Source organism: Serratia sp. GW822-FHT06D09 (assembly GCF_058799515.1).
In genome coordinates this window covers 691770-714850 of sequence record NZ_JBXALO010000001.1, presented here as the reverse complement: position 1 = coordinate 714850, position 23081 = coordinate 691770, and the positions used below count along the sequence as shown (strand labels likewise).

The 23081-nt window shown below is 56.7% G+C and carries 19 protein-coding genes; 5 read left to right on the top strand and 14 right to left on the bottom strand.

Going from position 1 to position 23081, the window contains the following annotated elements; genetic code table 11:
• Nucleotides 1-157: 157 nt before the first annotated feature.
• The 11 genes from AC1RKG_RS03245 to nifJ form a co-directional block, all read right to left on the bottom strand.
• Nucleotides 158-556, bottom strand: a complete 399-nt coding sequence (locus AC1RKG_RS03245) for a VOC family protein (protein ID WP_262244109.1) — start codon at nucleotides 554-556, stop codon at nucleotides 158-160.
• A 140-nt stretch (nucleotides 557-696) separates the two neighbouring features.
• Nucleotides 697-1629, bottom strand: a complete 933-nt coding sequence (gene ttcA / locus AC1RKG_RS03240; protein WP_020827084.1) for a tRNA 2-thiocytidine(32) synthetase TtcA — start codon at nucleotides 1627-1629, stop codon at nucleotides 697-699.
• A gap of 306 nt (nucleotides 1630-1935) precedes the next feature.
• Nucleotides 1936-2196 (bottom strand): multiple stress resistance protein BhsA, encoded by a 261-nt coding sequence (gene bhsA / locus AC1RKG_RS03235; protein ID WP_046373417.1) that lies wholly within the window; start codon nucleotides 2194-2196, stop codon nucleotides 1936-1938.
• A gap of 92 nt (nucleotides 2197-2288) precedes the next feature.
• The gene (locus tag AC1RKG_RS03230) at nucleotides 2289-2489 is read right to left on the bottom strand and encodes a heavy-metal-associated domain-containing protein (RefSeq protein WP_115058725.1); all 201 of its coding nucleotides are present in this window, start codon (nucleotides 2487-2489) and stop codon (nucleotides 2289-2291) included.
• Between the two features lie 59 nt (nucleotides 2490-2548).
• Nucleotides 2549-3049: a Cu(I)-responsive transcriptional regulator gene (gene cueR / locus AC1RKG_RS03225; RefSeq protein ID WP_493182011.1), complete on the bottom strand. Its 501-nt coding sequence runs from the start codon at nucleotides 3047-3049 to the stop codon at nucleotides 2549-2551.
• Nucleotides 3050-3083: 34 nt separating this feature from the next.
• Entirely contained in the window at nucleotides 3084-3392 is a 309-nt protein-coding gene (locus AC1RKG_RS03220; RefSeq protein ID WP_493182009.1) for a glutaredoxin family protein, read from the bottom strand.
• A gap of 34 nt (nucleotides 3393-3426) precedes the next feature.
• On the bottom strand, nucleotides 3427-5967 hold the full coding sequence (locus tag AC1RKG_RS03215; protein WP_493182007.1) for a heavy metal translocating P-type ATPase: 2541 nt from the start codon (nucleotides 5965-5967) through the stop codon (nucleotides 3427-3429).
• A gap of 60 nt (nucleotides 5968-6027) precedes the next feature.
• Nucleotides 6028-7524, bottom strand: a complete 1497-nt coding sequence (locus tag AC1RKG_RS03210) for an efflux transporter outer membrane subunit (protein WP_493182006.1) — start codon at nucleotides 7522-7524, stop codon at nucleotides 6028-6030.
• A complete protein-coding gene (locus AC1RKG_RS03205; RefSeq protein WP_493182004.1) occupies nucleotides 7521-10706 on the bottom strand; it encodes an efflux RND transporter permease subunit in 3186 nt (1061 codons plus the stop codon). Before AC1RKG_RS03205 ends, AC1RKG_RS03210 begins: the two co-directional genes overlap by 4 nt.
• Complete coding sequence (locus tag AC1RKG_RS03200) at nucleotides 10706-11863, bottom strand: efflux RND transporter periplasmic adaptor subunit (RefSeq protein ID WP_493182002.1); 1158 nt, start codon at nucleotides 11861-11863, stop codon at nucleotides 10706-10708. The genes AC1RKG_RS03205 and AC1RKG_RS03200 overlap by 1 nt, the downstream gene beginning before the upstream one ends.
• Before the next feature lie 214 nt (nucleotides 11864-12077).
• Entirely contained in the window at nucleotides 12078-15611 is a 3534-nt protein-coding gene (gene nifJ, locus AC1RKG_RS03195; protein ID WP_116690376.1) for a pyruvate:ferredoxin (flavodoxin) oxidoreductase, read from the bottom strand.
• Nucleotides 15612-15859: 248 nt separating this feature from the next.
• Between nifJ and AC1RKG_RS03190 the strand changes: the two genes are divergently transcribed.
• Both AC1RKG_RS03190 and AC1RKG_RS03185 read left to right on the top strand, forming a co-directional pair.
• Nucleotides 15860-16192 carry an SMR family transporter gene (locus tag AC1RKG_RS03190; protein ID WP_044551516.1) on the top strand — a complete coding sequence of 111 codons (333 nt, stop codon included), beginning with the start codon at nucleotides 15860-15862 and terminating at the stop codon, nucleotides 16190-16192.
• A gap of 471 nt (nucleotides 16193-16663) precedes the next feature.
• Nucleotides 16664-16924, top strand: a complete 261-nt coding sequence (locus AC1RKG_RS03185; RefSeq protein WP_046373425.1) for a putative hemolysin — start codon at nucleotides 16664-16666, stop codon at nucleotides 16922-16924.
• Nucleotides 16925-16967: 43 nt separating this feature from the next.
• Here AC1RKG_RS03185 and hslJ read toward each other — a convergent pair whose 3' ends face one another.
• Nucleotides 16968-17396 (bottom strand): heat shock protein HslJ, encoded by a 429-nt coding sequence (hslJ, locus tag AC1RKG_RS03180; protein ID WP_493182000.1) that lies wholly within the window; start codon nucleotides 17394-17396, stop codon nucleotides 16968-16970.
• A 20-nt stretch (nucleotides 17397-17416) separates the two neighbouring features.
• Nucleotides 17417-18409 carry a 2-hydroxyacid dehydrogenase gene (locus AC1RKG_RS03175; RefSeq protein WP_115058732.1) on the bottom strand — a complete coding sequence of 331 codons (993 nt, stop codon included), beginning with the start codon at nucleotides 18407-18409 and terminating at the stop codon, nucleotides 17417-17419.
• Nucleotides 18410-18960: 551 nt separating this feature from the next.
• Here AC1RKG_RS03175 and AC1RKG_RS03170 point away from each other — a divergent pair.
• Genes AC1RKG_RS03170 through AC1RKG_RS03160 form a run of 3 tightly spaced genes read left to right on the top strand, consistent with a single transcriptional unit; the run spans nucleotide 18961 to nucleotide 22099 of the window.
• Complete coding sequence (locus AC1RKG_RS03170; protein WP_493181998.1) at nucleotides 18961-21573, top strand: YdbH family protein; 2613 nt, start codon at nucleotides 18961-18963, stop codon at nucleotides 21571-21573.
• Complete coding sequence (locus AC1RKG_RS03165) at nucleotides 21570-21767, top strand: YnbE family lipoprotein (protein WP_020827070.1); 198 nt, start codon at nucleotides 21570-21572, stop codon at nucleotides 21765-21767. The genes AC1RKG_RS03170 and AC1RKG_RS03165 overlap by 4 nt, the downstream gene beginning before the upstream one ends.
• Before the next feature lie 8 nt (nucleotides 21768-21775).
• Nucleotides 21776-22099, top strand: a complete 324-nt coding sequence (locus AC1RKG_RS03160) for a YdbL family probable chaperone protein (protein ID WP_020827069.1) — start codon at nucleotides 21776-21778, stop codon at nucleotides 22097-22099.
• A 127-nt stretch (nucleotides 22100-22226) separates the two neighbouring features.
• Here the strand turns inward: AC1RKG_RS03160 and azoR are convergent, their stop codons facing one another.
• On the bottom strand, nucleotides 22227-22832 hold the full coding sequence (azoR, locus tag AC1RKG_RS03155; RefSeq protein ID WP_020827068.1) for an FMN-dependent NADH-azoreductase: 606 nt from the start codon (nucleotides 22830-22832) through the stop codon (nucleotides 22227-22229).
• Nucleotides 22833-23081 lie beyond the last annotated feature (249 nt).

Sequence of the window (23081 nt, the reverse complement as noted above, 5' to 3'; positions counted from 1 at the left end):
ATGAGGCATGATCTATCTCGCAGGTGAATGCAACGTCAAGCGATGGGCGTTGCGCTCCATAATTGTCTTACTTTCTTATATTTAGAATTACTGCATAGCACATTGATTCATACGATGCCGGTTTAATCACCGGCATTTTTTTGTCCACAATTTGCCCTCAGGCCGCACTCTCATCCCAGAAACTGGCTTCAATCTTGTGCCCGTCCAGGTCACGTACAAAGCAGCCGTAATAGGCTTCACCATAGTGCGGCCGTGAACCGGGGGCACCTTCATCCTTCGCCCCTGCCAGCAGCGCCTGCCGGTAAAAATCATCAACCTGCTGCTTGCTGGTGGCGAAAAAACCCACATGAATGCCGTTGCCGGTGGTCGCCGGTTTGCCGTCGATCGGCAGCTGCAACCAAAACTCCGGATAATCGCGGCCATAGCCTATGGCCCCTGGGTGTTCCAAAACCCGGCGGCAACCTAAGGCGGCGAGGGTGCGATCGTAAAAATCAGCTGCGGCGTCAAAATTATTGCTGCCGAGAGAAACGTGAGACAAGCAGGGCGTGATGTTCATCGGTAATCTCCTGGTGACTGTATAAAAACACAGTATAGGATAAAAACCGCACTGTCTGGTGAATTCTGCTGAAAATGCGAGCGGGATCGCCAACTGAAGGGGGTAAAGAGCCGCCCGCAGTGTGCGGGCGGAACAACGGCTTACTTGATTTCGAGCACGTCTAAACGTGCCGGGGCAGGTTCATCCGTCTCTTCCGGTTGCCAACCCACCGGCTGCATCGGAATGTCTTCGCGATCGAAGGCCAAATCGCCACCGTCAACGACTTCACTGCCGTGGTGAATGCCTTTGAAATCAAACAGGTTAAAGTCGCTCAGGTGCGAAGGCACCACGTTTTGCATTGCGCTGAACATGGTTTCCAGGCGGCCTGGATAGCGTTTATCCCAGTCGCGCAGCATGTCGCCAATTACCTGACGCTGCAGGTTAGGCTGCGAACCGCACAGGTTGCACGGAATAATCGGGAATGCTTTCGCCACCGAGAAACGCTCAATATCTTTTTCACGGCAGTAAGCCAGCGGGCGGATCACCACGTGCTTACCGTCGTCGCTCATCAGTTTAGGTGGCATGCCTTTCAGTTTGCCGCCGTAGAACATATTGAGGAACAGGGTCTGCAGAATGTCATCACGGTGATGGCCGAGCGCAATCTTGGTGGCACCCAGCTCGGTGGCGGTGCGGTAAAGGATACCGCGGCGCAGACGCGAACACAGGGAGCAGGTGGTTTTGCCCTCGGGGATCTTGTCCTTGACGATGCTGTAGGTGTTCTCCTCAACGATCTTGTATTCCACCCCTAAACTTTCCAGATAGGCTGGCAGGATATGCTCAGGGAAGCCAGGCTGTTTCTGATCGAGGTTAACGGCAATCAGTGAGAAATTGACCGGTGCACTCTGCTGCAGGTTGCGCAGAATTTCCAGCATGGTGTAGCTGTCTTTACCGCCGGACAGGCAGACCATGATGCGGTCGCCTTCTTCAATCATGTTGAAGTCGGCAATCGCTTCGCCCACGTTGCGGCGCAGACGCTTGTGCAATTTGTTGAGGTTGTATTGCTCTTTTTGACTAACGGTTTGTTTTTCTGACATTTAAATCGTGCTCGTTCTCAATTGGGGGCACTATGGGCATGACGTTTTAGGCAGCAAGTTTAGCATTCAACAGGCTGATTGGGTCATTATTCATTTCGCTCTCGGGGCCGTGAAGAACCTTGGCGTGCTGTCATGCCTGGTTGTCTGGGGATAAACGCACCCAACATGCATCAATGTGGCGTGTATGGTACGGATTGTGAGAACGAATACCAGCGTGTTTTACGTGGTGGGGATGGAAAACGGAAAATAATGGGTGCCAAACCCACATGAGGCCGCATGTGGGCCTCATGTCTTACCGACTCAATTTTATTTATAAATTTCAGCTGTGCCACACAGACGGTTATTGCCGGAGGCGCCGATGATGCGATAAACCTCGGCGCCGGCTTCGACCGCCTTGGCTTCCAGTTCCCGCTGTAGGCTAGAAAGATTATTGCTTGCTGCGCAGGCGCTAATGATCCCGGCTTTTTGCCGATCGGTGGGTGCTGAGTCAACCAGGGTAGCGGCGACGGTCGTGAACGACAGGGTGGCCAGCGCGAGGGCAGTGAGGGCCAGATTGACGTTTTTCATGCTGTGATTTCCTTTTCTGTGGCCTGTATCGATTAAGACTGGCGACGACGTTGATTCGCTCAGTGTGAGTTTTTCAGACCAATGTGGGTTGGCTATTGGTCTTCTCGCGCCGGATAGCCTGCTTCACGCAGCACCGCGAGAAAATCACTTTCGTCCTGAGTGCTATCGACCTGAACCTGACGCGCGGCCGGGTCGGTTTCAATCTGGGCCTGCGGATCGACACTGTGCAGTGCCTTGGTGACGGATTTCGCGCAACCGCCGCAGGTCATATTGGGAATGTAGAAACTGTGCATATCAATCTCCTGGTTCTTTAGGGTGTCCGGCCACTATGCGGGTTGACAGCGTGGCAAGGTCAAACGCTTTTCAGTGAAAATTTTTGCTTTGAATTCAATGACGATACCGGTGTATAAGCGCCAAAGCGTGGCGCCTCACGAGGGGGTTGCAGGCTGGGCTCCGTGGTTGTGGCAGGCTCAGCCAAATCCGCCAGGATCGGGCAGTCAGGGCGATCGTTGCCATGGCAGTGATCGGCAAGGTATTCGAGCGTTTGCGCCATCTCTTGCAGTTCGGCGATCTTGGCTTTCAACCTGGCAACATGGGCAAGCGCCATCTCTTTAACGTCGGCGCTGGCACGATCGCGGTCGTTCCACAAGACCAGCAGGGCCGAGATCTGCTCGACAGAAAACCCCAGATCGCGTGCACGACGAATAAATCGCAGGCTGTGTACGTCCTGTGGGCTGTAATGCCGATAGCCGGCATCAGAACGAAGGGCTTTCGGGATCAGGCCAATTTGTTCGTAATAGCGGATCATCTTTGCTGAAACGCCAGAAGACTTGGCTGCTTGACCGATGTTCATTATTCACTCCTTCTGGGGGATTCATTAAATTTCCCTAAAGCGGGGGATCGGCTACGGGTCGACAGGTAGCGTTATCGCTGGCACTCGCTGGCGCGATTGGACAGATCGAGTACCACAACCAATCCTGGTGATAGGTGCGATAGAACACTTTCGCGTTCACCTGAGTGGTTGGTGCGATACATACACCGCCACGCGCCTTGGCCTCCTCGCTGATCTCGGGGTTGGAGAGATCGCGTTCTTCGAAAGCGATCCCTTCATTTTCGAGCCAGGATTTCAACGTTTGGCAGTCTGAGCACGTCGGCATGGTGTAGATGACGACCTGAGGATGAAATTCACCGGCCATGCTGGCCTCCTCAAACCTGTTGTAGTGTTACCGCCTAAACCTTTACGTTTTCCGGCCCGACAGGGCGGGATTCGATACCCATTGGTGCCTGGAAACGCTTTAGACGGAGCGCGTTGCCGAGCACGAAGACGCTGGAGAGCGCCATCGCTGCAGCGGCGAAGATCGGCGAAAGCAAGGTGCCGTTTATCGGGTAAAGCATGCCTGCCGCAACCGGGATCAGCACTGCGTTGTAGGCAAAGGCCCAGAACAGGTTCTGCTTGATGTTGCGGATCGTCGCCTGGCTGAGCGCAATGGCATTTGCCACACCACGCAGGTCACCGGACATCAACACCACGTCTGCCGCTTCGATAGCTACATCGGTTCCCGTACCGATGGCCAATCCAACATCGGCTTCGGCCAGCGCCGGGGCGTCGTTGATGCCATCCCCCACGAAAGCGACGCGTGCACCATGGCTGCGGAACTGCTTCAGCGCCGCGACCTTACCGTCGGGTAAAACCTCAGCCGCGACCTCATCGATACCGAGCTGTCGGGCGATTGCCGAGGCGGTTGCTGCATTATCACCGGTGATCATCGCGACCTTGAGCCCCAATGCGTGCAGCGCCTTGATTGCCTCTGGCGTGGTCTCTTTAATCGGGTCGGCAACGGCGATCACCGCCGCCAAACGACCGTCTATCGCAGCATAAAGCGGGCTCTTGCCTTGCTCACCGAGACGCTGGGCGGCCGGCAGGAAACTGGCCACGTCCAGGCCGAGCTGCGTCATGAAGCGATCGGCTCCAACGGAGACGGTTCGGCCGCTGACCTTGGCTGATACACCGAAGCCCGGTGTGGCATCGAAGGCTTCAATAGCGGCGATCTTGATGTCGCGCTGTTTTGCGGCGGCGACGATGGCTTCGGCGATAGGGTGCTCCGAACGCGTCTCCACGGCGGCAACCAACGCCAGAACCTCGTCGTAATCGAAGCCCTCGGCCGGTACCAGGTCGGTCAACTCAGGGCGACCTTTGGTCAGGGTGCCAGTTTTGTCCAGCGCGATAACGCTGACATCTCGTAGTGCCTGCAAGGCTTCGCCTTTACGGAACAGCACGCCGAGCTCGGCGGCGCGGCCAGTGCCGACCATTATCGAGGTGGGGGTGGCCAGCCCCATGGCGCAAGGGCAGGCGATAATCAGCACGGCCACCGCATTCACCAGCGCGAAGGTCAGTGCCGGCGTCGGTCCGAAGATCAACCAGATCAGGAACGTCAGCGCTGCCGCCGCCATCACCGCCGGGACGAACCACAGGGTCACCTTGTCGACCAACGCCTGGATCGGCAGTTTGGAACCCTGGGCTTCCTCAACCAAGCGGATAATTTGCGCGAGAACCGTATTGGCACCGACTTTGGTGACGCGGAAGCTGAATGCCCCGGTTTTGTTGATGGTGCCGCCGACCACTTCGGCACCGACACTCTTGGACACCGGCACCGGTTCGCCGGTGATCATGCTTTCATCTACATAAGAGACGCCTTCGACGACCTGACCGTCGACCGGGATCTTCTCGCCCGGGCGAACGAACACGACATCACCGGTGGTCACCTGGTCGAGCGGGATTTCCAGGGTTTCACCGTTACGCTCGACGCGCGCCGTTTTGGCCTGCAGCCCAACCAACCGTTTTATCGCCTGAGAGGTTCGCCCCTTGGCGCGAGCCTCCAGCGTGCGCCCAAGCAAAATCAGCGTAACGATCACCGCGGCGGCTTCGAAATAGATGTTGGCGGTACCTTGCGGCAGCACTTGCGGAATGAAAGTGGCCACCACCGAATAGCCATAAGCCGCCGCGGTACCCACCGACACCAGCGAGTTCATGTCAGGGGCACCGCGCAGCAATGCCGGCACGCCCTTGCGGAAGAAGCGCAGGCCGGGCCCAAACAGCACCAGCGTGGTAAGCACGAACTGCAGATACGCATTGCGCTGTTCACCCAGAACCCCTAACACCCAATGATGCATCGCGGGAATCAGGTGCGAGCCCATTTCGAGGACGAATACTGGCAAGGTCAGGAGAGCGGCAATCAGTAAAGATCGGCGTAGTCCACGTGCTTCGTTCTCGCGCCTTTCACTGTCTTGATCGTCCGAACTTGCCGTGGCGGCAGACAAGCGGCGGGCCTTATAACCGGCCTGTTCGACCGCGGCTTCAAGCATGGCCGTGGTGACGATCCCGGCACTATGGCGCACCCGGGCACGCTCGGTCGCCAGGTTGACATTCGCTTCGATCACGCCCGGAATTTGCCTGAGCGCTTTCTCAACCCGACCGACACAGGACGCGCAGGTCATATCTTCGATGCCGAGTTCAGTGGTTTCTTCACGAACGGCGTAACCGGCGCTCTCGATGGCACCAACGGCTGCCTGCGGATCGGCGCGATCGCCGAAAGTGATATCGGCGCGCTCGGTGGCCAGGTTGACCGTTGCCGTTTGCACGCCGGGAACGGCTTTTAGCGCACGTTCGACGCGGCCAACGCAGGAAGCACAGGTCATACCTTCGACCGGCAGGCTCAGACGAGTGGTGCGCAGGGCTGAATTAGCACCTTGTTGTACAGAGACGGAAGTCATTGAACTACCCCTTTACTGATTCGGATATCGAAAAGCTTAAAGCTTCCCACTGTGGGAAGGTCAAGACCTGTCAGGGATTTGTTTTGCCAGGAGCAGATTCGGCCTCGTTTTGGCACCGCCGCAGAGCGTCGTCTCACCAGTACACACCTGCCAACCACCTCCCAATGCCTTATAGATGCTGACCACGGCGAGTTGTTGTTCGGTGCGTGCGACCGCCAGCGCTCGCCGGCTGTTAAAGTCGGAACGCTCTGCGTCAAGGACTTCCAGATAGAGGCCTTGCCCCTGGGAAAACTGCAACCGGGCGAGACGAGCGGCCTCACGATTGGCTGCTGATTCAAGCAGGCGCAGTTCGAGCGTGCTGCCTGTTGCTTTATAGGCTTTGAAGGCGTCGTCGGTTTCCTGCAGCGCGCGCAATAGGGTTTGATCGTAGAGGAGCAGGGCTTCTTGGGCGCGAGCTTCACTGGCGGCAATCCGCGCGCGGACGCGACCGTTATCGAGCAGAGACCAGCGAATGACCGGAAGGATAAAACCGGACAAAGCTCCGGCACCGTTCACTGCATCGAGGTTCCCGGCAACGAATCCGATCGAGCCCTGTATCTGGATCTCGGGGTAGAGACCTGCCGTTTCTATCCCAATCCGCGCGGTTGCTGCCGCCAGAGTGCGTTCGGCCGCCGCAATATCGGCACGTCGTGCCAGGAGCGCCTCGGGGTTGCCGACGGCGAGGGAGGTAACCTTTAGTTCATCACGCCCAGGTATGGCGACTGGAGGGCTAAACCTTTGCGGCGTTTCGCCAAGCAACACTGCCAGCGCATTGACGGAAACCGCGCGACGGCGCTCGAGCTCGGGGGCGACAACCTCAACATTGCGCAATAACGCCTCGGCGCGCAGCCGATCAAACTCACTGGCTGAACCGGCATTCGCCAGACGTTCAACCTGAGCCAGGCTCTCGCGCTGGCTTCGGGTGATATCTTCAACGACAGCAAGCTCGGCCTCTATACCGCGCAGTTCAAACCAGGTGGCGGCCACCGCTGCTGCAACGCCGGCTTGCACATCGCGTAACAAGGCTTCACGCGAGCCTGCCTGCGCCTGGGCTTCCTCAACCGAACGGCGCACGCGACCGAACAGATCGATTTCCCAGGCGGTGTCTACGGCACCGCGATAGGTTTCCTGCTGACGAGACTGATCAGGCGATGTCTCTCTCTCGCTCTTGCGACGGTTTTCATAGCTGAAAGCAGGGCCGCCGCTTGGCAGAAAGCTCTGACGATCCTCGCGCAGCAGGGCTTTTGCTTCTTCGAGCCGCATGGCGGCAATGCCGATATCATGATTAACCGAAAGCGCCTGCCGGATCAGTCCGCTCAATATCGGATCGTCGAAGGCACGCCACCAATCAACCTCCACGGCAGCGGAATTAAAGCCTGGCGAAGCTTCACCAAAGCTGGCGGGAAGCCGTGCCGAAGACAGCGAAGGCGGTGAATAGTCTGGCCCTACAGATGAACACCCGGTTAACAGGGTAAGCGCACTCAGGGGGAACCACAGCGATTGATAGAGGCTTTTCATGAGGTGCTCTCCTTAATGCGCTGTTTGCGCAGCTTCGATTCTGCCCGGCGGCGTTCGATACGAACGGCCAGGTTGCGCATCACCACATAAAACACCGGCGTCAGGAACAGACCGAACAGCGTCACGCCTAGCATGCCGGCGAAGACGGCGATACCCATTGCATGGCGCATCTCCGCCCCGGCACCGCCGGCAAAGACCAGAGGAACCACACCGGCGATAAAGGCCAGGGAGGTCATCAGGATTGGCCGCAGTCGCAGCCGACAAGCCTCGATAACCGCATCCAGCGTGCTTGCGCCCTCGGCCTCGAGAGTGCGGGCGAACTCGACGATAAGAATGGCATTTTTGGCGGCCAAACCGACCAGCACGATCAGCCCGATTTGCACAAAGACGTTGTTGTCACCGCCGGTCATCCAGACGCCAATAATGGCGCTCAGCAGACACATCGGCACAATCAACAGGACGGCCAGCGGCAACAACCAGCTGTTGTACTGAGCGGCAAGGATGAGATAGGCCAGAAGCACACACAGCGGGAAGATGAACAACGCCGAATCCCCGGCCAGCTTTTGCTGGTAGGTAAGGTCGGTCCATTCAAAAGTCATGCCTTCCGGCAGCACTTCTTTCGCCAGACGCTCCATCACGGCTACCGCCTGACCCGAACTGATGCCGGCCATCGCGCCGCCGGAGATGTCGGCGGAAGGATAGCCGTTGTAGTGGATCACTCGGTCTGGGCCTGATCTCGGTGTGACGGTAACAAATGAAGATAAAGGCAGCATTTTCCCGGCAGCATTGCGTACTTGCAGGCGACCGATGGCTTCTGCCTGCATGCGATGGTCTGCATCGGCCTGGGCGGTCACTTTGTAGGTGCGGCCAAAACGGTTGAAATCGTTGACATAGAGAGAACCGAGATAGACCTGCAGCGATTCGAAGATATCCGCCAGACGGACGCCCTGACTCATGGCTTTGGTACGATCGATGACAACGTCGAGTTGTGGGGCATTGACGTCAAAGCTGGTCATCAGTCCGGCCACCTGTCCCGACTCGGTGGCTTTGGTCATCAGGATCTGGGTTTGCTGAACCAGAGCATCCAATCCGGCGCCGCTGCGATCCTCAATTTGCATTTTGAAACCGCCGGTGGCGCCCAGACCCGGTACCGGTGGCGGTGGAAATACGCCGAGGAAGCCGTCGGGAATGCCGGCGAATTTTGCTTGCAGGCGGCCGGCAATCGCGGTCGCGCTAAGATCGTCTGTTGTACGAGCTTCAAACGGGTCAAGCATAACGAACATGACGGCGGCATTCGGCACGTTGACGAAACCGTTGATCGACAGCCCTGGGAAGGCTACGACGCTCTCGACACCGGGTTCCGCCAGCGCGATTTTCGACATCTGTTTGACGACCGCATCGGTGCGTTCCAGCGAGGCCGAATTGGGCAGTTGGGCAATACCAACCAGGTAGTATTTGTCCTGCATCGGTACGAAGCCGGGCGGAACAGCCTTAAAGCCGAAGAAGGTCAGCGCCAGTAAGCCACCGTAGACCAAAAGCGCCAGACCGCTAACCCGGACCACTTTGCGCACCGTATTGCCATAAGCGTTAGGCGCGTGTCGGAAAGGCCGGCCAAACGCACGGAACAACCGATCGGCTCGACCGCCCAGGGTGCGCGGATCTCGGGCGATCGCAGCCTTGCGCGGACGCAACAAAAGGCCAGCCAGCGCCGGGCTGAGTGTCAGGGAGTTGATGGCCGACAGAATGGTTGAAATGGCGATGGTGAGCGCAAATTGTTGATAAAACTCCCCCTGCAGGCCGCTCAGGAAGGCAGTGGGGATGAATACGGCGGCAAGTACCGAGGTAATGGCGATGATGGGGCCGGTCACTTCGTCCATGGCGCGTCTTGCGGCTTGGGGAGGCTCCTCGCCATTTTCGATATGACGTTCGACATTTTCGACCACGACGATCGCGTCGTCGACCACTATCCCGATCGACAACACCAGACCAAACAGCGACAAGGTATTGAGCGAAAAACCCATCAGATGCATGACGGCAAAGGTCCCAATCAGCGATACCGGCACCGCCATCAATGGGATCAACGACGCGCGCCAGTTGTGCAGGAACAGCACTACCACGATCACCACCAACAGGATCGCCTCCAGCAGGGTGGTGGCTACCGACTCCAGCGAAGCACTGACGAAGACCGTTGGGTCATAGGCTATGCGCGAAGTGAGTCCTGCCGGAAAGTGAGTTTCGAGCCGTTGCATGGTGGCCCTCACGGCCTTAGAAACGTCTAGCGCGTTAGCTCCCGGGCTTTGAATAATTTGCAGCGCGACGGCCGGCTCACCATCGAGCAGGCTGCGCAACGCGTAGGCATCAGCTCCCATTTCGATGCGGGCGACATCGCGCAGGCGAGTGATTTGGCCGTCGCTTCCGGTGCGAATAATGATATCGCCAAACTGTTCCTCGTCGGTCAGGCGGCCGAGGGTATTGACCGTCACCTGGAATGCGGCGTTGGAGTTGGGCGTCTGGCCAACCGAGCCGGCCGCTACCTGAACGTTCTGTTCGCGTACGGCGGCGATAACGTCACCGGCCGTCAACCCTCGCGCAGCGATCAAATCAGGATCGAGCCAAAGCCGCATGCTGTACTCGCCGGCACCCCATACCAAAACGTCACTGACTCCGGGGATGCGGGAAAGCTCATCGCGTACCTGGAGGTAAGCGTAATTTGAAATGTAGAGAGGATCGTAACGCTGATCGGGCGACAGCAGGTGAACTACCATCAGGATATCCGGCGAGGTTTTCTGCGTGACGACGCCCTGGCGTTGAACCTCTTCAGGTAACCGCGGCAGCGCGCGCGAAACCCGGTTTTGCACCTGAACCTGCGCCATATCGGCATTGGTGCCCTGGGCGAAAGTGACGGTCAGGATCATTCGGCCATCGGTTGCCGACTGCGACGACATGTACAACATGCCCTCAACCCCGGTGATTGCCTGTTCGAGCGGAGCCGCTACCGTTTCAGCGATCACTTTGGGGTTGGCTCCGGGGTAAGACGCGGTCACTTGCACCGTTGGCGGAGTGACTGCCGGATACTCGCTAAGCGGCAGTTGGAAGAAGGCCACGCTGCCGGCGAGCACCATCAAAATTGACAGGACGATGGCAAATATCGGGCGTGCGATGAAGAAACGAGGAAAAGTCATTACGCGGCCCCCGTGGTTGTCGGCGCCGTCATGGGGGCACCATCAATGGCGGTTGTTTGCGGCGTGATCTGCATACCGGGGCGTACCAGGCCCTTGACCACGATACGCTCACCCGGCTGCAGACCCTGTTCGATCACCCGCATGCCTTCGACCATCGGGCCCAGCTCGACTGGCCGATATTCGGTTTTGTCACCTTTGCCGACGACCAACACATAGCGGCGGCCCTGATCGGTGCCAATTGATTGATCGGACACCAGTACGCTGGCGCGCGGTGCACCGGTTTCCAGTTTGACCTTGGCAAACAGGCCTGGGGTTAATTGTCCATCGGCGTTATCGACAACGGCGCGAATACGCACGGTGCCCGTCCCACGGTCGGCGGAGTTGGCAAGAAAATCGACACGGCCAGTTCGGGTATAGGTTTTGTCGGTGATCAGCGCGACCATCACCTTGGTTGCCGGCGGGGTGGCATGAGTGCGGTCTGCGGCGAGCGAACGCAAATAGGTGCGCTCGTCGACGTCGAAATAAACCTGCAGTGGGTTGGTCGAGACAATCGTCGTGAGCGGCGTTACGCCATTGGTAACGTAGTTGCCCTCGGTGACCAGCACCTGGCCGACGCGCCCGCTGATGGGCGCCGTGACGCGCGTGAACTCCATATCCAACTCTGCCGCAGCCAGTGCGGCTTTCGCGGCATCGACCTGCGCTTTGCCTGCATTCAACGAAGCGGTTGCCGTATCGAGCTGAGCACGCGCAAAAACCTTTTGAGCAAACAGCTGTGTGGCACGGGCATATTCCGTTTGAGCGAGCCGCGCTGCTGCTTCAGCCTCGCGCAAGCGAGCTTTGGCGGCACTCAGCGCGGCTTCGTACACCCGAGAGTCAATGAGAAACAGCCGTTGGCCTTTCTCAACCCAGCGACCTTCCGGCACGCTGACATCTTGCAGATATCCGGCGACTCTTGGGCGCAGTTCAACCTGTTTGACAGCGGTTAGCGAACCGGTGAACTCGACAAAAGGCGTGACCGGGCGAACGACCACTTCGGCTACTGGTACGCTCGGAGGCTTGGCGGGAGCAGCTGCGGACACCGTCTCTTTGCAACCGGCGACAGCGAATGCGACGCTTATCGCCGCAGTGATTAGAGTGACACGTTTGGCTTTCATCATTTGACCTTTCGCGACTGAAGTCGACAGTGGAATTTATTGAACCGAAGAGGTTCTGATTGCACTTATCGGACTTACCACGTTTGGAAGGTCAAGCTGTTTTTGAGGGCTGATTCAGGCTATTCGATACTGTGTTGCGCAAGGGCGTCTGGCGTGGAGAGAATTACGCAGTGGTAAAAAAGAAAAGCGGGGCGCGAATCGGTCGCGCCCCGTGGGTTTACTCGGCGGAGGAGGTTTCCCCCTTGCCGGCCAGCAGGCTGAGGAAGTCGTACTTCTCCTTCAGCTCTTTTTCTGCAGCCTGATACAGCGCGCTGGCGACTTCCGGCTGCTGTGAGTTCAGGCGGCGGAAGCGCTGTTCTTTCAACAACGTATCGGTCAGATTGCTGTTTGGCGGCCGGGAATCCAGCGCCAGCGCCGGTTTGCCCTCATCGGCGCGACGTGGATCGAAGCGATATAGCGGCCAGAATCCGGTCGCGGTCAGCTGTTTCATCTGGTCGTGACTGAGTGCCAGATCGTAACCGTGTTCTTCACAGGGGCTGTAGGCAATGATCAGGGATGGCCCCGGATAAGCTTCGGCTTCCTGAATGGCTTTCACCGTCTGATTAAGCTGCGCGCCCAGCGAGATTTGCGCCACGTAAACATGGCCGTACATCATCATGCTGACGCCCAGATCCTTACGTGCCTTGCGCTTGCCGTGTTCGCCGAATTTGGTCACCGCCCCGAGCGGGGTGGCCTTCGATTGCTGGCCGCCAGTGTTGGAGTAACACTGAGTGTCCAACACCAGCACGTTGACGTTTTCGGTCAGGCTGAGGACGTGATCCAACCCGCCGAACCCGATATCGTAAGCCCAGCCGTCGCCGCCAATCAGCCAGATGGATTTATCCACCAGATAATCGGCGTCGGTCGCCAGTTGGCGCGCGTCGTGACCCTCAATCTGCGCCAGCAAGCCGCGCAGTTCCTTAATCTGTTGGCGACGCGGCTCTGGTGCGATATCCGTCATCTGCAGAGCGTTGACCAACTGTGCCGGCAGCTGCGGCGCCAGGGTGTTCAGCAAACGCAGTACGCGGCTGCGGTGCTGATCGACCGTTAAGCGGAAGCCCAGACCGAACTCCGCATTATCCTCGAACAACGAGTTGGCCCAGGCTGGACCGCGGCCTTCGGCATTGGTGGTATAAGGTGTAGTCGGCAGGTTGCCGCCGTAAATGGACGAACAGCCGGTGGCGTTGGCAATCAGCAACCGGTCGCCATAAAGCTGGGTCAGCAGCTTGATGTACGGTGTTTCCCCACAGCCGGAACAGGCACCGGAGTATTCGAACAGCGGCGAAATCAACTGCGAGGTACGGATGTCGATCCGCTCGATCTGCGAGGGATCAATTTCCGGCAACTGCAGGAAGAAGTCGTAATGCGCTTTTTCTTCAGTCAGGTGCTCAAGGCGCGATGCCATGTTGATGGCCTTGATGTCCGGGTTCTGGCGATCTTTTGCCGGGCAGACTTCAACGCACAGATTGCAGCCGGTACAGTCTTCCGGCGCGACCTGCAGTACGTATTTCTGGCCGCGCATGTCGCGCGCTTTCACATCCAGCGATTGCAGCGAGGCAGGGGCATGTTCCATGGCCTCCGGCTGAACCACTTTGGCGCGGATGGCGGAGTGCGGGCAGGCGGCAACGCAGTGGTTGCACTGGGTGCACAGATCCGGCTGCCAAATGGGGATATCCTCGGCGATATTGCGCTTTTCCCACTGGGTGGTCCCCACCGGCCAGGTACCGTCCGGCGGGAAGGCTGACACCGGCAACGCATCCCCCAGTCCGGCCAGCATCGCGGCGGTCACGGTTTTGACAAAGTCAGGCGCCGCATCCGAGACAATCGGCGGTCGCATTGGGCTGCTTTCGTTAACCGGCTGCAGGGGGATTTCAATCAGCGCGTCAAGCGTGGCGGCCAGCGCCTGCCAGTTGCGCTCAACAATATCCTGGCCTTTGTTGCTGTAGCTGCGTTCGATAGCATCCCGCAATTGCTGGAGTGCTACGTCGCCCGGCAGAATTTGGGTCAGATGGAAAAACGCCATCTGCATTACGGTGTTGATACGTGCACCGAGCCGGCATTCACGTGCCAGTTTCGCCGCGTTGATGATATAGAAGCGTGCCTGACGTTGCTGCAAGACGGCTTGCACTTCCTGCGGCAGCCGCGACCAGGCCTCTTCGGCACCATAGGGAGTATTGAGCAGGAAAATGCCGCCGGGTTTCAGGCGCTCCGCCATCTGGTAAGTATCGATAAACTGCAGTTGGTGGCAGCCGACAAAGTCGGCGCGACTGACCAGATAGGCCGAATTGATTGGCTGTTCGCTGACGCGCAGGTGGGATACCGTCAGGCCTCCGGCCTTTTTCGAGTCATAAACGAAATAGCCCTGGGCATACATGGACGTACTGTTGCCGATGATTTTGATGTTGTTCTTGGTCGCGGAAACGGAGCCGTCACTGCCAAGACCGTAGAACAGCGCCTCCAGCGACGCGCGCTGCGGCAGGGTTTCTTCACTGAGTGGCAGGGAAAGACCGGTCACATCGTCGAAAATGCCGACGGTAAAGCGTGGACGCGGGCGATCCAGAGCCAGCTCGTTAAACACGGCTAACGCGCAGTCAGGGCCAAACTCTTTCGAGGAGAGCCCATAACGGCCGCCGATCACCATCGGCATATGGGCGCGTTCACCCCGGCTGAACGCTTCAGCCAGTGCGGTCATCACGTCCAGATACAGGGGCTCCGCCAGCGCGCCGGGCTCCTTGGTACGGTCCAGTACGGCGATTTTCTTCGCGCTTTCCGGCAACACGCTGAGCAGGTGCTGCGCGGAAAACGGCCGAAACAGCCGCACTTTCAGCACGCCGACTTTTTCACCACGGGTCAACAGGGCGTCGATCGCTTCTTCGCAGGTGCCGATGGCGGATCCCATCAGGATCACCACGCGCTCGGCCTGCGGATGGCCGTAATATTCGAAGGGCTGATACGCCCGGCCAGTGATCTCGGCGAATTTGTCCATCGCGTCAATCACATGCTGGCAGGTCGCGTTATACCAGGGGTTGGTGGCTTCGCGCGATTGGAAATAGGTGTCCGGGTTGGCGGAGGTGCCCCGCACCACGGGATGATCAGGCGACAGTGCGCGGCTGCGGTGCGCATCAATCGCGTCCTGAGGCAGCATCTGGCGCAGGGTATCGTCGCTCAGCGGCACGATTTTGTTGATTTCATGCGAGGTGCGGAAACCATCAAAAAAGTGAATAAACGGCAGGCGGCTGTTGAGACTGGCCGTTTGGGAAATCAGCGCAAAATCCTGTGCTTCCTGGACGTTGCTTGCGCACAGCATGGCGCAGCCGGTTTGGCGTACGGCCATCACGTCGGAATGGTCGCCAAAAATCGACAGCGCATGGGTGGCGATGGTGCGCGCAGCAACATGCAGCACAAACGGCGTCAGTTCACCGGCCAGTTTGTACAACGTCGGGATCATCAGCAGCAGGCCCTGCGATGAGGTAAACGAGGTCGACAGCGCGCCGGTTTGCAATGCGCCATGTACCGTGGCGATCGCACCGCCTTCCGACTGCATTTCCACCACTCGCGGCACGTCGCCCCAGATATTTTGACGGCCGTCGCCGGACCAGGCATCCGCCTGTTCCGCCATGGTCGAACTGGGGGTGATTGGGTAGATGGCAATCACTTCGCTGGCGCGGTAGGCGACGGAAGCGACTGCATTATTACCATCTGTAGTAATCATCAACTTTACCTTTCATTGCTCAAAAAGCTGCGAAAGTCACCTCTCGCAGTAATTAACAAAGTCTAGCAGAGGGATATATTGGCCCTTTATCGCGTTTGTGTGGCGGATGATAAATCGACAAAAAATGCAACGAGGAGATATTTCACGACTTTAAATGGCCCTGAAGAAAAATTGTCATCGTTGTTTAACGACAATTTATTTCCGGCGCGTCATACTGGTGAATAGGTAAACTTACAGAAGAAAAAACGATGAGCGGATTTATGTATTTGACCATGGCGATAGTCGCAGAAGTGATCGCCACCACCATGCTGAAAGCCTCTGAGGGATTCACTCGCTTGTGGCCGTCGCTGGTGGTCGTGGTCGGCTATGGCGTAGCTTTCTGGGGGCTGTCGATGGTGGTGAAAACTATGCCGCTGGGCATTGTTTACGCCATCTGGTCGGGCATGGGTATTGTTCTGGTGTCAATTGCCGCGGTATTTGTTTATCAACAAAAGCTGGATTGGCCAGCTGTACTGGGGATGGGATTAATTATTGCTGGCGTGTTGGTGATTAATTTACTGTCGAAAACCGCAGCACACTGATCCTTATTTAAACCGAAACAATCGCCAGCGCGACATTCAGTGGCGCTGGCAGAAAACCTTATTAATAAATAACGGAAAATAATAGATTACCCCCAAGTTTGGATCTTCCTTTTACCGGCAAAAAATGCGCCATTTTGACACCGCATTTTGGTGCTGTTCGCCCCGCCTCAAAGCGTTAACCTCTCCTAAAATGCCTGTTTAACCCTGCTGTGACTGACCCTTGTTCAGGTCGGGCAGGGATGTTCGATGTCCGCTCCGCGGACAGAGCGGAAAAATCCAGTAACCATAATAATTTCGTCGCTGTTCAAATAAACGGCAAATAATTGCAGGAATATATTTTCATTATTTATATATCAGGCTAGATTAAACAGGTTTGCATCAAAGATAACCTAACGTGTCCGCAATAAAGTGATGCGAGTTATCGGCAATGGCGATTTTACACAGCGCAGTTTCGGGTTCAGGAGTGGATTAATGACAATATTAAAAGGGTTGCTGGCCGGCACCGTACTGCTTTTGGCCGCCTGCAGCAGCAACAACGAAGAACCAGTCCAGCAGGCTAACAGTGCAAGAATCAATAACTTACAGACCAGTGCTAACTGTGCCATCGTTGGCGGCGTTACTACGGTGACCCACAATTTAAACGGCGAAGCGATCAGAATGTGCCAGATGCCGAATGGTAAACAGTGCGAAGAATCGACGCTGGGGCGGGGTGCCTGCGCGAGCGCCGGCTAACGGTTAATAACACCAGGCCGCAGAGCAGCCTGGTGCACAGGGATCACTGCACCCAATCGCGCAGTGTATAAACCAGGGTATGGTCGCCGCCGCTCAGCGTTAATTGCTGAGCGCTGAGGGTGACTTTTGCTCCTTTGCCCAGCACGTCGCCGATCACCCGATCCCACTGATTGAGTTGCGGGTCTGCGCACAGCATGCGTGTTGAGGCCAGACCTTTTACCGTCAGCACGCCATTTTGCAATTGGCCATTGCCAAAGAAACGGTTACACATGGCACCAGAAACGTGCAGGGTTTCACCGAACTCGATGTTGGGCTGCTTGCCCTGGCCCGCTTTCACCGCTACACCGTCGACGCTTTGCAGCACAAAGTTATGATGTAACAGGTCGCTTTCCGTTATTGTCTCACCTTTCTGACTCATTCCACACCCGGCTAACAGCAGCGGTATTAACGCCACCAACATAGACTTTTTCATCGGGTTCTCCTTGCTGTACTTCATGCGTTGAGCTGGTTAGGGCAAGGCTCACCACGATCCAATTGGCTCACGTTCTGCAACGTAGTTTCCGAGATGCTGGTCAGCGCCTCTTCGGTCAGGAAAGCCTGATGACCGGTGAACAACACGTTGTGGCAGGCAGACAGACGACGGAAAATATCGTCCTGGATCACGTCATTGGATTTATCTTCGAAGAACAGGTCGCGTTCATTCTCATACACGTCCATCCCCAGGGCGCCGATTTTCTGTTGCTTCAGGGCATCAATTGCGGCTGATGAGTCAATCAGACCGCCGCGGCTGGTGTTGATAATCATCACGCCGTCTTTCATCGCCGCAAAAGCGTCGGTGTTCAACAGGTGGTGATTTTCCGGCGTCAGCGGACAGTGCAGGGTAATGACGTCAGATTGCGCGTACAGCGTTTGCAGATCGACATATTCCGCACCGAGCTCCAATGCTTGTTCGCTTGGGTACGGGTCATAAGCCAGAAGCTTCATGCCGAAACCTTTCAGGATGCGCATGGTGGCGACGCCAATCTTGCCGGTGCCAATCACCCCGGCGGTACGGTTGTGCATGTTGAAACCGATCAATCCCTCGAGCGAGAAATTGGCGTCGCGGGTGCGTTGATAAGCGCGGTGAATACGACGATTCAGGCACATCATCATGCCCACGGCATGTTCAGCGACCGCTTCCGGCGAGTAGGCCGGAACGCGCACCACCTTGATGCCCAGTTCTTTGGCGGCGTCCAAATCGACATTATTGAACCCGGCGCAACGCAGAGCCAAAATTTCGACCCCCAACGCCGCCAGTTCTTCAAGCACTTCACGGCTGCCGTCGTCGTTGACGAAGATGCAGATGGCTTTGCAGCCGGCGGCGTTTTTGGCGGTTTTTTTACTGAGCAGGAAGTCGAAGAACTCCAGCTCGTAACCAAACTGCTGATTCACCAGTTCGAGATATTTACGGTCATACTGTTTGGTGCTGTATATCGCCAATTTCATCGTGGTTTCTCCCGCGTGATTTTGTGATCAATTTAACAGATTTTAGTAAATTCTACAATTGGTTAGCCTGTTTGATGCGCGTTGAATGGCAGCAGTTATCGTTGCCGCAAAGGGTATTGATTAAGGGTAGCTGGCAACGTCACAACAGGGTGAATATTCGGCACGGAGTGGCTGAAAAGCGAAGCGCGAGAGATGAGAGAGAGGTTGGTTCCAGGCAAAAAAATCCCCACGGGGGTGTGGGGAATGGCTTCTCTAGTATAGTTAGCTAGCAGCTGACTTTTGTTAGAATGCTTGCAAGACTATTAATTATCAAAGGTAACGACAATAACAAAAGTCCGAAACAGTTCGCATTCATGTGATGAATATGTAACTAAAATTTACAGTATCCCTATCAATAGCTGCAAAAGCGCCGAAACGGGGCATCTTCGTCGGCGTTGGCTTCACCCTATGTCAAATTCATGCCATCATTATTGCCAATTCAGGCATAGACTTACTTAAAACGCCCTCTGGCCAGGGTAAGCGGCCTAACTCAGGAATGAAGCAATCATTTAATGACTAAGCGATTGAAAGTATTCATAGGGATTGTGGTCAGTACGGCGATCTTGCTGCTTGCGCTGTGGCAAACTCTGCCGCGCTGGTTGCCGCGTGTGATCTCTCATTGGCTGCCACAGGGCAGCCAGTTGGTTTTGCAGGGCAAACCGCATTGGCGTCAGGGGGCATTCCAGCTGGATGGCGCGCGTTTTCTGGCACAAGACTGTTTGCTTGCCGCCGTCGGACCGACCCGATTGGCCTATCAGCAGGGGCGGTGGGAGCTCATCAGCGATAAGCTGAATGTCGATACTGCCTGCTTATCAAAATTACCCGCCGCTGACGCCAGCAGTGCACCACTGGCGCTGGACCAATTGCAAAAACAACTGCCGCTGCTGGACATTACCATCAAGGATTTCGCAGTGGTGCCGTGGCAGTACTACGCCGGTAAATTACAGATACATTCCTCTGCAGAGGGCCAGCGCCTGCAATATCAGGGGCCGAATATTCAGCTCGATGCGCTGTTGGATCCGCAGCAGCAATTGACGCTCAACGGCCTGACGATCACTGCGCCAGACAGCCCACAACCGCTGCACCTGACCGGCAAAATAGCCATTCCGCTCGATTTGGACAGTATTCCGGCACAAGGGGCGCTGCAGGGCGAAATGCAGACCGGCTATCTGGACAAACCCTTACTGTTGGACATGCGCTGGCAACAGCAGCAGGGCGTGCTGACGCTGACGGAAAAGGGTGAAAACAAACCCCTGGCGACGCTACCCTGGGAGATCAACGCCCAACAGGTCAGCATTAAACAGGGCGAATGGCGCTGGCCATACAGTCAGCAACCGCTAAACGGCGGGGTGAACATTGCGCTGCACGACTGGAGTAAAGGTTTTGATGAGACGCAGATCAGCGCCCGTTTGAATGTCATCACCGACGGCCATAACGGCAAAGGCAACGCGGTATTGACGCTGGGGCCGGGTAAAGTCGGCCTGACCGACAGCGATCTGCGTTTCCAACTGACCGGCCAGGCGAATCTGTCCGACTTTTCAATGACTGCCTCGATCCCCGGTATTGTCAGCGGCACCATCCTCAACCCGACGCTGGTCTTGCAGTCCGGTTCACTGCTGCGACTGTGGGGCAACGCCACGCCGGAAATGAAATTGGAAGAGGCGCGTTTGCCGTTGGCCGGGGTGAAAGTGACTGCTGCCGGCATCACCGGTCGGTTGCAGTCCATTATTAACGCCAGCGACAGCTACTGGGGGCGTTTTAAACTGCATCTGGACGGCAAGGCGCAAGATTTTTGGCCGGACCACGGCAACTGGCAATGGCGCTACTGGGGCAACGGACAATTACCGCCGTTGCAGGCTGCCTGGGACGTTGCCGGCAGCGGCAGTTGGCAGGACAGCACGCTGATCCTCGATCGGCTTTCCACTGGTTTTGATCGTTTGAAATACAGCATGGTAACGGTGGATGCGCCGCGCCTTAGCCTCAGCCAGCCGCTGCGTTGGCAGCGGGACGAGAAAGCCCCGGCGTTTAATGGCGAACTGCAACTGGTTTCGGGCAAGGTCAGCTTTACTAACGGTGGTTACCTGCCGGCACCGGTGTTGGCGCTTCAGATGAAGGGCACAACGCCGGATAATTTCCAGCTGCAGGGCAAACTGCAGGCGGAACAGATTGGCCCTATAGCGCTACGTGGCCGTTGGGACGGTGAGCGTTTACGCGGAGAGGGCTGGTGGCCGAAGCAGTCGCTGAAGGTGTTCCAACCGCTCATCTCGCCGGATCTCAATATCAAACTGCGCGACGGTGAATTCTATGCGCAATCGGCCTTCTCTGCCGCACGGGTGCAGGGTTTTGAGGCCGGTGGCCATTGGGTGGTGAAGCAGGGCGGCATGTGGCTGAAAGACGGTGAGATGAGCGGGCTGGATTTCGTCATGTCCTACCGCCTGAAAAATCACATTTGGCAGCTCGGCGCCAAGCAACCGATGATGCTGCGCATCAAGTCTTTCCGCAACCTGTTCGAAATGCAGAATATTACCGCCGATCTTCAGGGCGCTTATCCTTACAGCGAGCAGGCACCGCTGACGCTGAGCAACGTCGGTATGGACGCGTTGAACGGCCACATCAGCCTGTCTGCGCTGCGCATGCCGCAGCATGACGCCGCCGTATTGAAGCTGGATAAGGTGGATATCAGTGCCTTGTTTACCGCGTTGAAGCCAAAACAGTTTGCCATGTCAGGACGGGTAGACGGTGAATTGCCGCTGTTCCTGAATCATCCTAAATGGCTGGTGCGCAACGGTTGGATTGCCAACGCCGGCATGTTGACGCTGCGCCTGGACAAGGACATGGCCGATGCCATCGGCAGTAATAATATGGCGACCGGCGCCGCGATAGATTGGCTGCGCTATATGGAGATTAACCGCTCCAAGGCCAGAGTCGATCTCGACAACCTCGGTGAACTGACGCTGAAGGCGCGCATTGACGGGGTTAACCCGCAAAAAAGCGCTAAAAGAGAGGTTATCCTGAACTATAGCCATCAGGAAAACGTGTTTCAGCTTTGGCGCAGCCTGCGCTTTGGCGACAATTTACAGGAGTGGCTGGAACAGGCCCTCACCAAACCTGGGGAACAACCATGAAAATCATCAGCGGGCCATTACTGGCCGCCGTGCTCGGCACCTCAATGCTGAGCGGCTGCGTGCCACGCATCGAGGTCGCCACGCCTAAAGATCCGATCACCATCAATATGAACGTCAAGATTGAACATGAAATTCACATCAAAGTGGATAAAGACGTCGAGAATCTGCTGAAAGACAAAAGCGGTCTGTTCTAGGAGCCAACATGAAAAAACGTTATTTAGGCTTGATTGGCGCCGCCTGGCTGTTCAGCAGCATGGCGATGGCGTTGACGCTGGATGAGGCCAAGCAACAGGGGCGCGTCGGTGAAACGCTCAACGGCTATATTGCGCCGGTGAAGCAGGACGCCGAAACGCTGTCGCTGGTGAAAAATATCAATGCCGGTCGCACCGAGAAATACCAACAGGTGGCGGACAGCAATCATATCGCCATCGACGATGTGGCGCGCATGGCCGGCCAAAAACTGGTCGCCCGTGCCCCCGCGGGGGAATACGTACGCGGCATAAACGGCCAATGGTTGAAGAAATAAAAAAAGCGCGCCCTGAGGCGCGCAATAGCGATATAACATTGGATTTTTATGAGGGTAGAGCGGGTTTGACAGGATTTGGCTTGTTCTGTTGAAGCTTTGCAGGGGCATCACACCCCTGCAACGGGCATCAGGCGGCAACAACCTGTGCCAGCGTGGCTTTAGCATCGGCCTGCGCTTTGGTGGCAACATCCGGCCCGTAGGCAATACCTTCAGCGAACACAAACTCGACGTCGGTGATACCGATAAAGCCCAGGAACAGACGCAGGTAAGGTTCGACCAGGTCAGTCGGGGTGCCTTTGTGAATGCCACCGCGGCTGGTCAGAATGATGGCACGCTTACCTTTCACCAGGCCTTCCGGACCGTTTTCGGTGTAGCGGAAGGTGACGCCGGCACGGGCAATCAGATCGAAATAGTTCTTCAACTGGGTCGGAATGTTGAAGTTATACATCGGGGCCGCCATAACGATGGTGTCATTGGCTTGCAGTTCGGCGATCAGCTCGTCGGACAACGCCAGGGCTTCGGTTTGACGCGGTGTCAGCGGCGTGTCGGAAGGACGCAGGGCGCCAACCAGTTCACCGTCCAGTACCGGGATTGGCTGTGCAGCCAGGTCACGCACGGTGATGGTGTCGTTGCCATGAGCCTTTGCCCACTGCTCAACGAAGAAATCTGCCAGTTGGTTAGACTGCGAGTAGCCCGCCAGGATGCTTGATTTAAGAACCAGTACTTTGCTCATCGGTAATTCCTTACGTTATGACAGTGACATCAGGACAACGCGTCCTTTGCATGCAGTACACTCTATTCACATTTTTTCAGCAGTGATAGCGCAATATTTCGAGACCTTTGTTCGATTTTATTGAATAAGCTGCCGGGACATAAGCGGCGGGATTATGGGGAAAAAGGGGCTTATGTTATTCTGCGCACTTAAAGCTGAAAACTCGCTAACCCATCACCAAACCGCTGCTAAAGCTTGATATAGCAGCGA

Coding starts and splice junctions, on each gene's coding strand:
- AC1RKG_RS03245 (WP_262244109.1), bottom strand. CDS start 556: ATGAACATCACGCCCTGCTTGTCTCACGTTTCTCTCGGCAGCAATAAT.
- ttcA (WP_020827084.1), bottom strand. CDS start 1,629: ATGTCAGAAAAACAAACCGTTAGTCAAAAAGAGCAATACAACCTCAAC.
- bhsA (WP_046373417.1), bottom strand. CDS start 2,196: ATGAAAAACGTCAATCTGGCCCTCACTGCCCTCGCGCTGGCCACCCTG.
- AC1RKG_RS03230 (WP_115058725.1), bottom strand. CDS start 2,489: ATGCACAGTTTCTACATTCCCAATATGACCTGCGGCGGTTGCGCGAAA.
- cueR (WP_493182011.1), bottom strand. CDS start 3,049: ATGAACATCGGTCAAGCAGCCAAGTCTTCTGGCGTTTCAGCAAAGATG.
- AC1RKG_RS03220 (WP_493182009.1), bottom strand. CDS start 3,392: ATGGCCGGTGAATTTCATCCTCAGGTCGTCATCTACACCATGCCGACG.
- AC1RKG_RS03215 (WP_493182007.1), bottom strand. CDS start 5,967: ATGACTTCCGTCTCTGTACAACAAGGTGCTAATTCAGCCCTGCGCACC.
- AC1RKG_RS03210 (WP_493182006.1), bottom strand. CDS start 7,524: ATGAAAAGCCTCTATCAATCGCTGTGGTTCCCCCTGAGTGCGCTTACC.
- AC1RKG_RS03205 (WP_493182004.1), bottom strand. CDS start 10,706: ATGACTTTTCCTCGTTTCTTCATCGCACGCCCGATATTTGCCATCGTC.
- AC1RKG_RS03200 (WP_493182002.1), bottom strand. CDS start 11,863: ATGATGAAAGCCAAACGTGTCACTCTAATCACTGCGGCGATAAGCGTC.
- nifJ (WP_116690376.1), bottom strand. CDS start 15,611: ATGATTACTACAGATGGTAATAATGCAGTCGCTTCCGTCGCCTACCGC.
- AC1RKG_RS03190 (WP_044551516.1), top strand. CDS start 15,860: ATGAGCGGATTTATGTATTTGACCATGGCGATAGTCGCAGAAGTGATC.
- AC1RKG_RS03185 (WP_046373425.1), top strand. CDS start 16,664: ATGACAATATTAAAAGGGTTGCTGGCCGGCACCGTACTGCTTTTGGCC.
- hslJ (WP_493182000.1), bottom strand. CDS start 17,396: ATGAAAAAGTCTATGTTGGTGGCGTTAATACCGCTGCTGTTAGCCGGG.
- AC1RKG_RS03175 (WP_115058732.1), bottom strand. CDS start 18,409: ATGAAATTGGCGATATACAGCACCAAACAGTATGACCGTAAATATCTC.
- AC1RKG_RS03170 (WP_493181998.1), top strand. CDS start 18,961: ATGACTAAGCGATTGAAAGTATTCATAGGGATTGTGGTCAGTACGGCG.
- AC1RKG_RS03165 (WP_020827070.1), top strand. CDS start 21,570: ATGAAAATCATCAGCGGGCCATTACTGGCCGCCGTGCTCGGCACCTCA.
- AC1RKG_RS03160 (WP_020827069.1), top strand. CDS start 21,776: ATGAAAAAACGTTATTTAGGCTTGATTGGCGCCGCCTGGCTGTTCAGC.
- azoR (WP_020827068.1), bottom strand. CDS start 22,832: ATGAGCAAAGTACTGGTTCTTAAATCAAGCATCCTGGCGGGCTACTCG.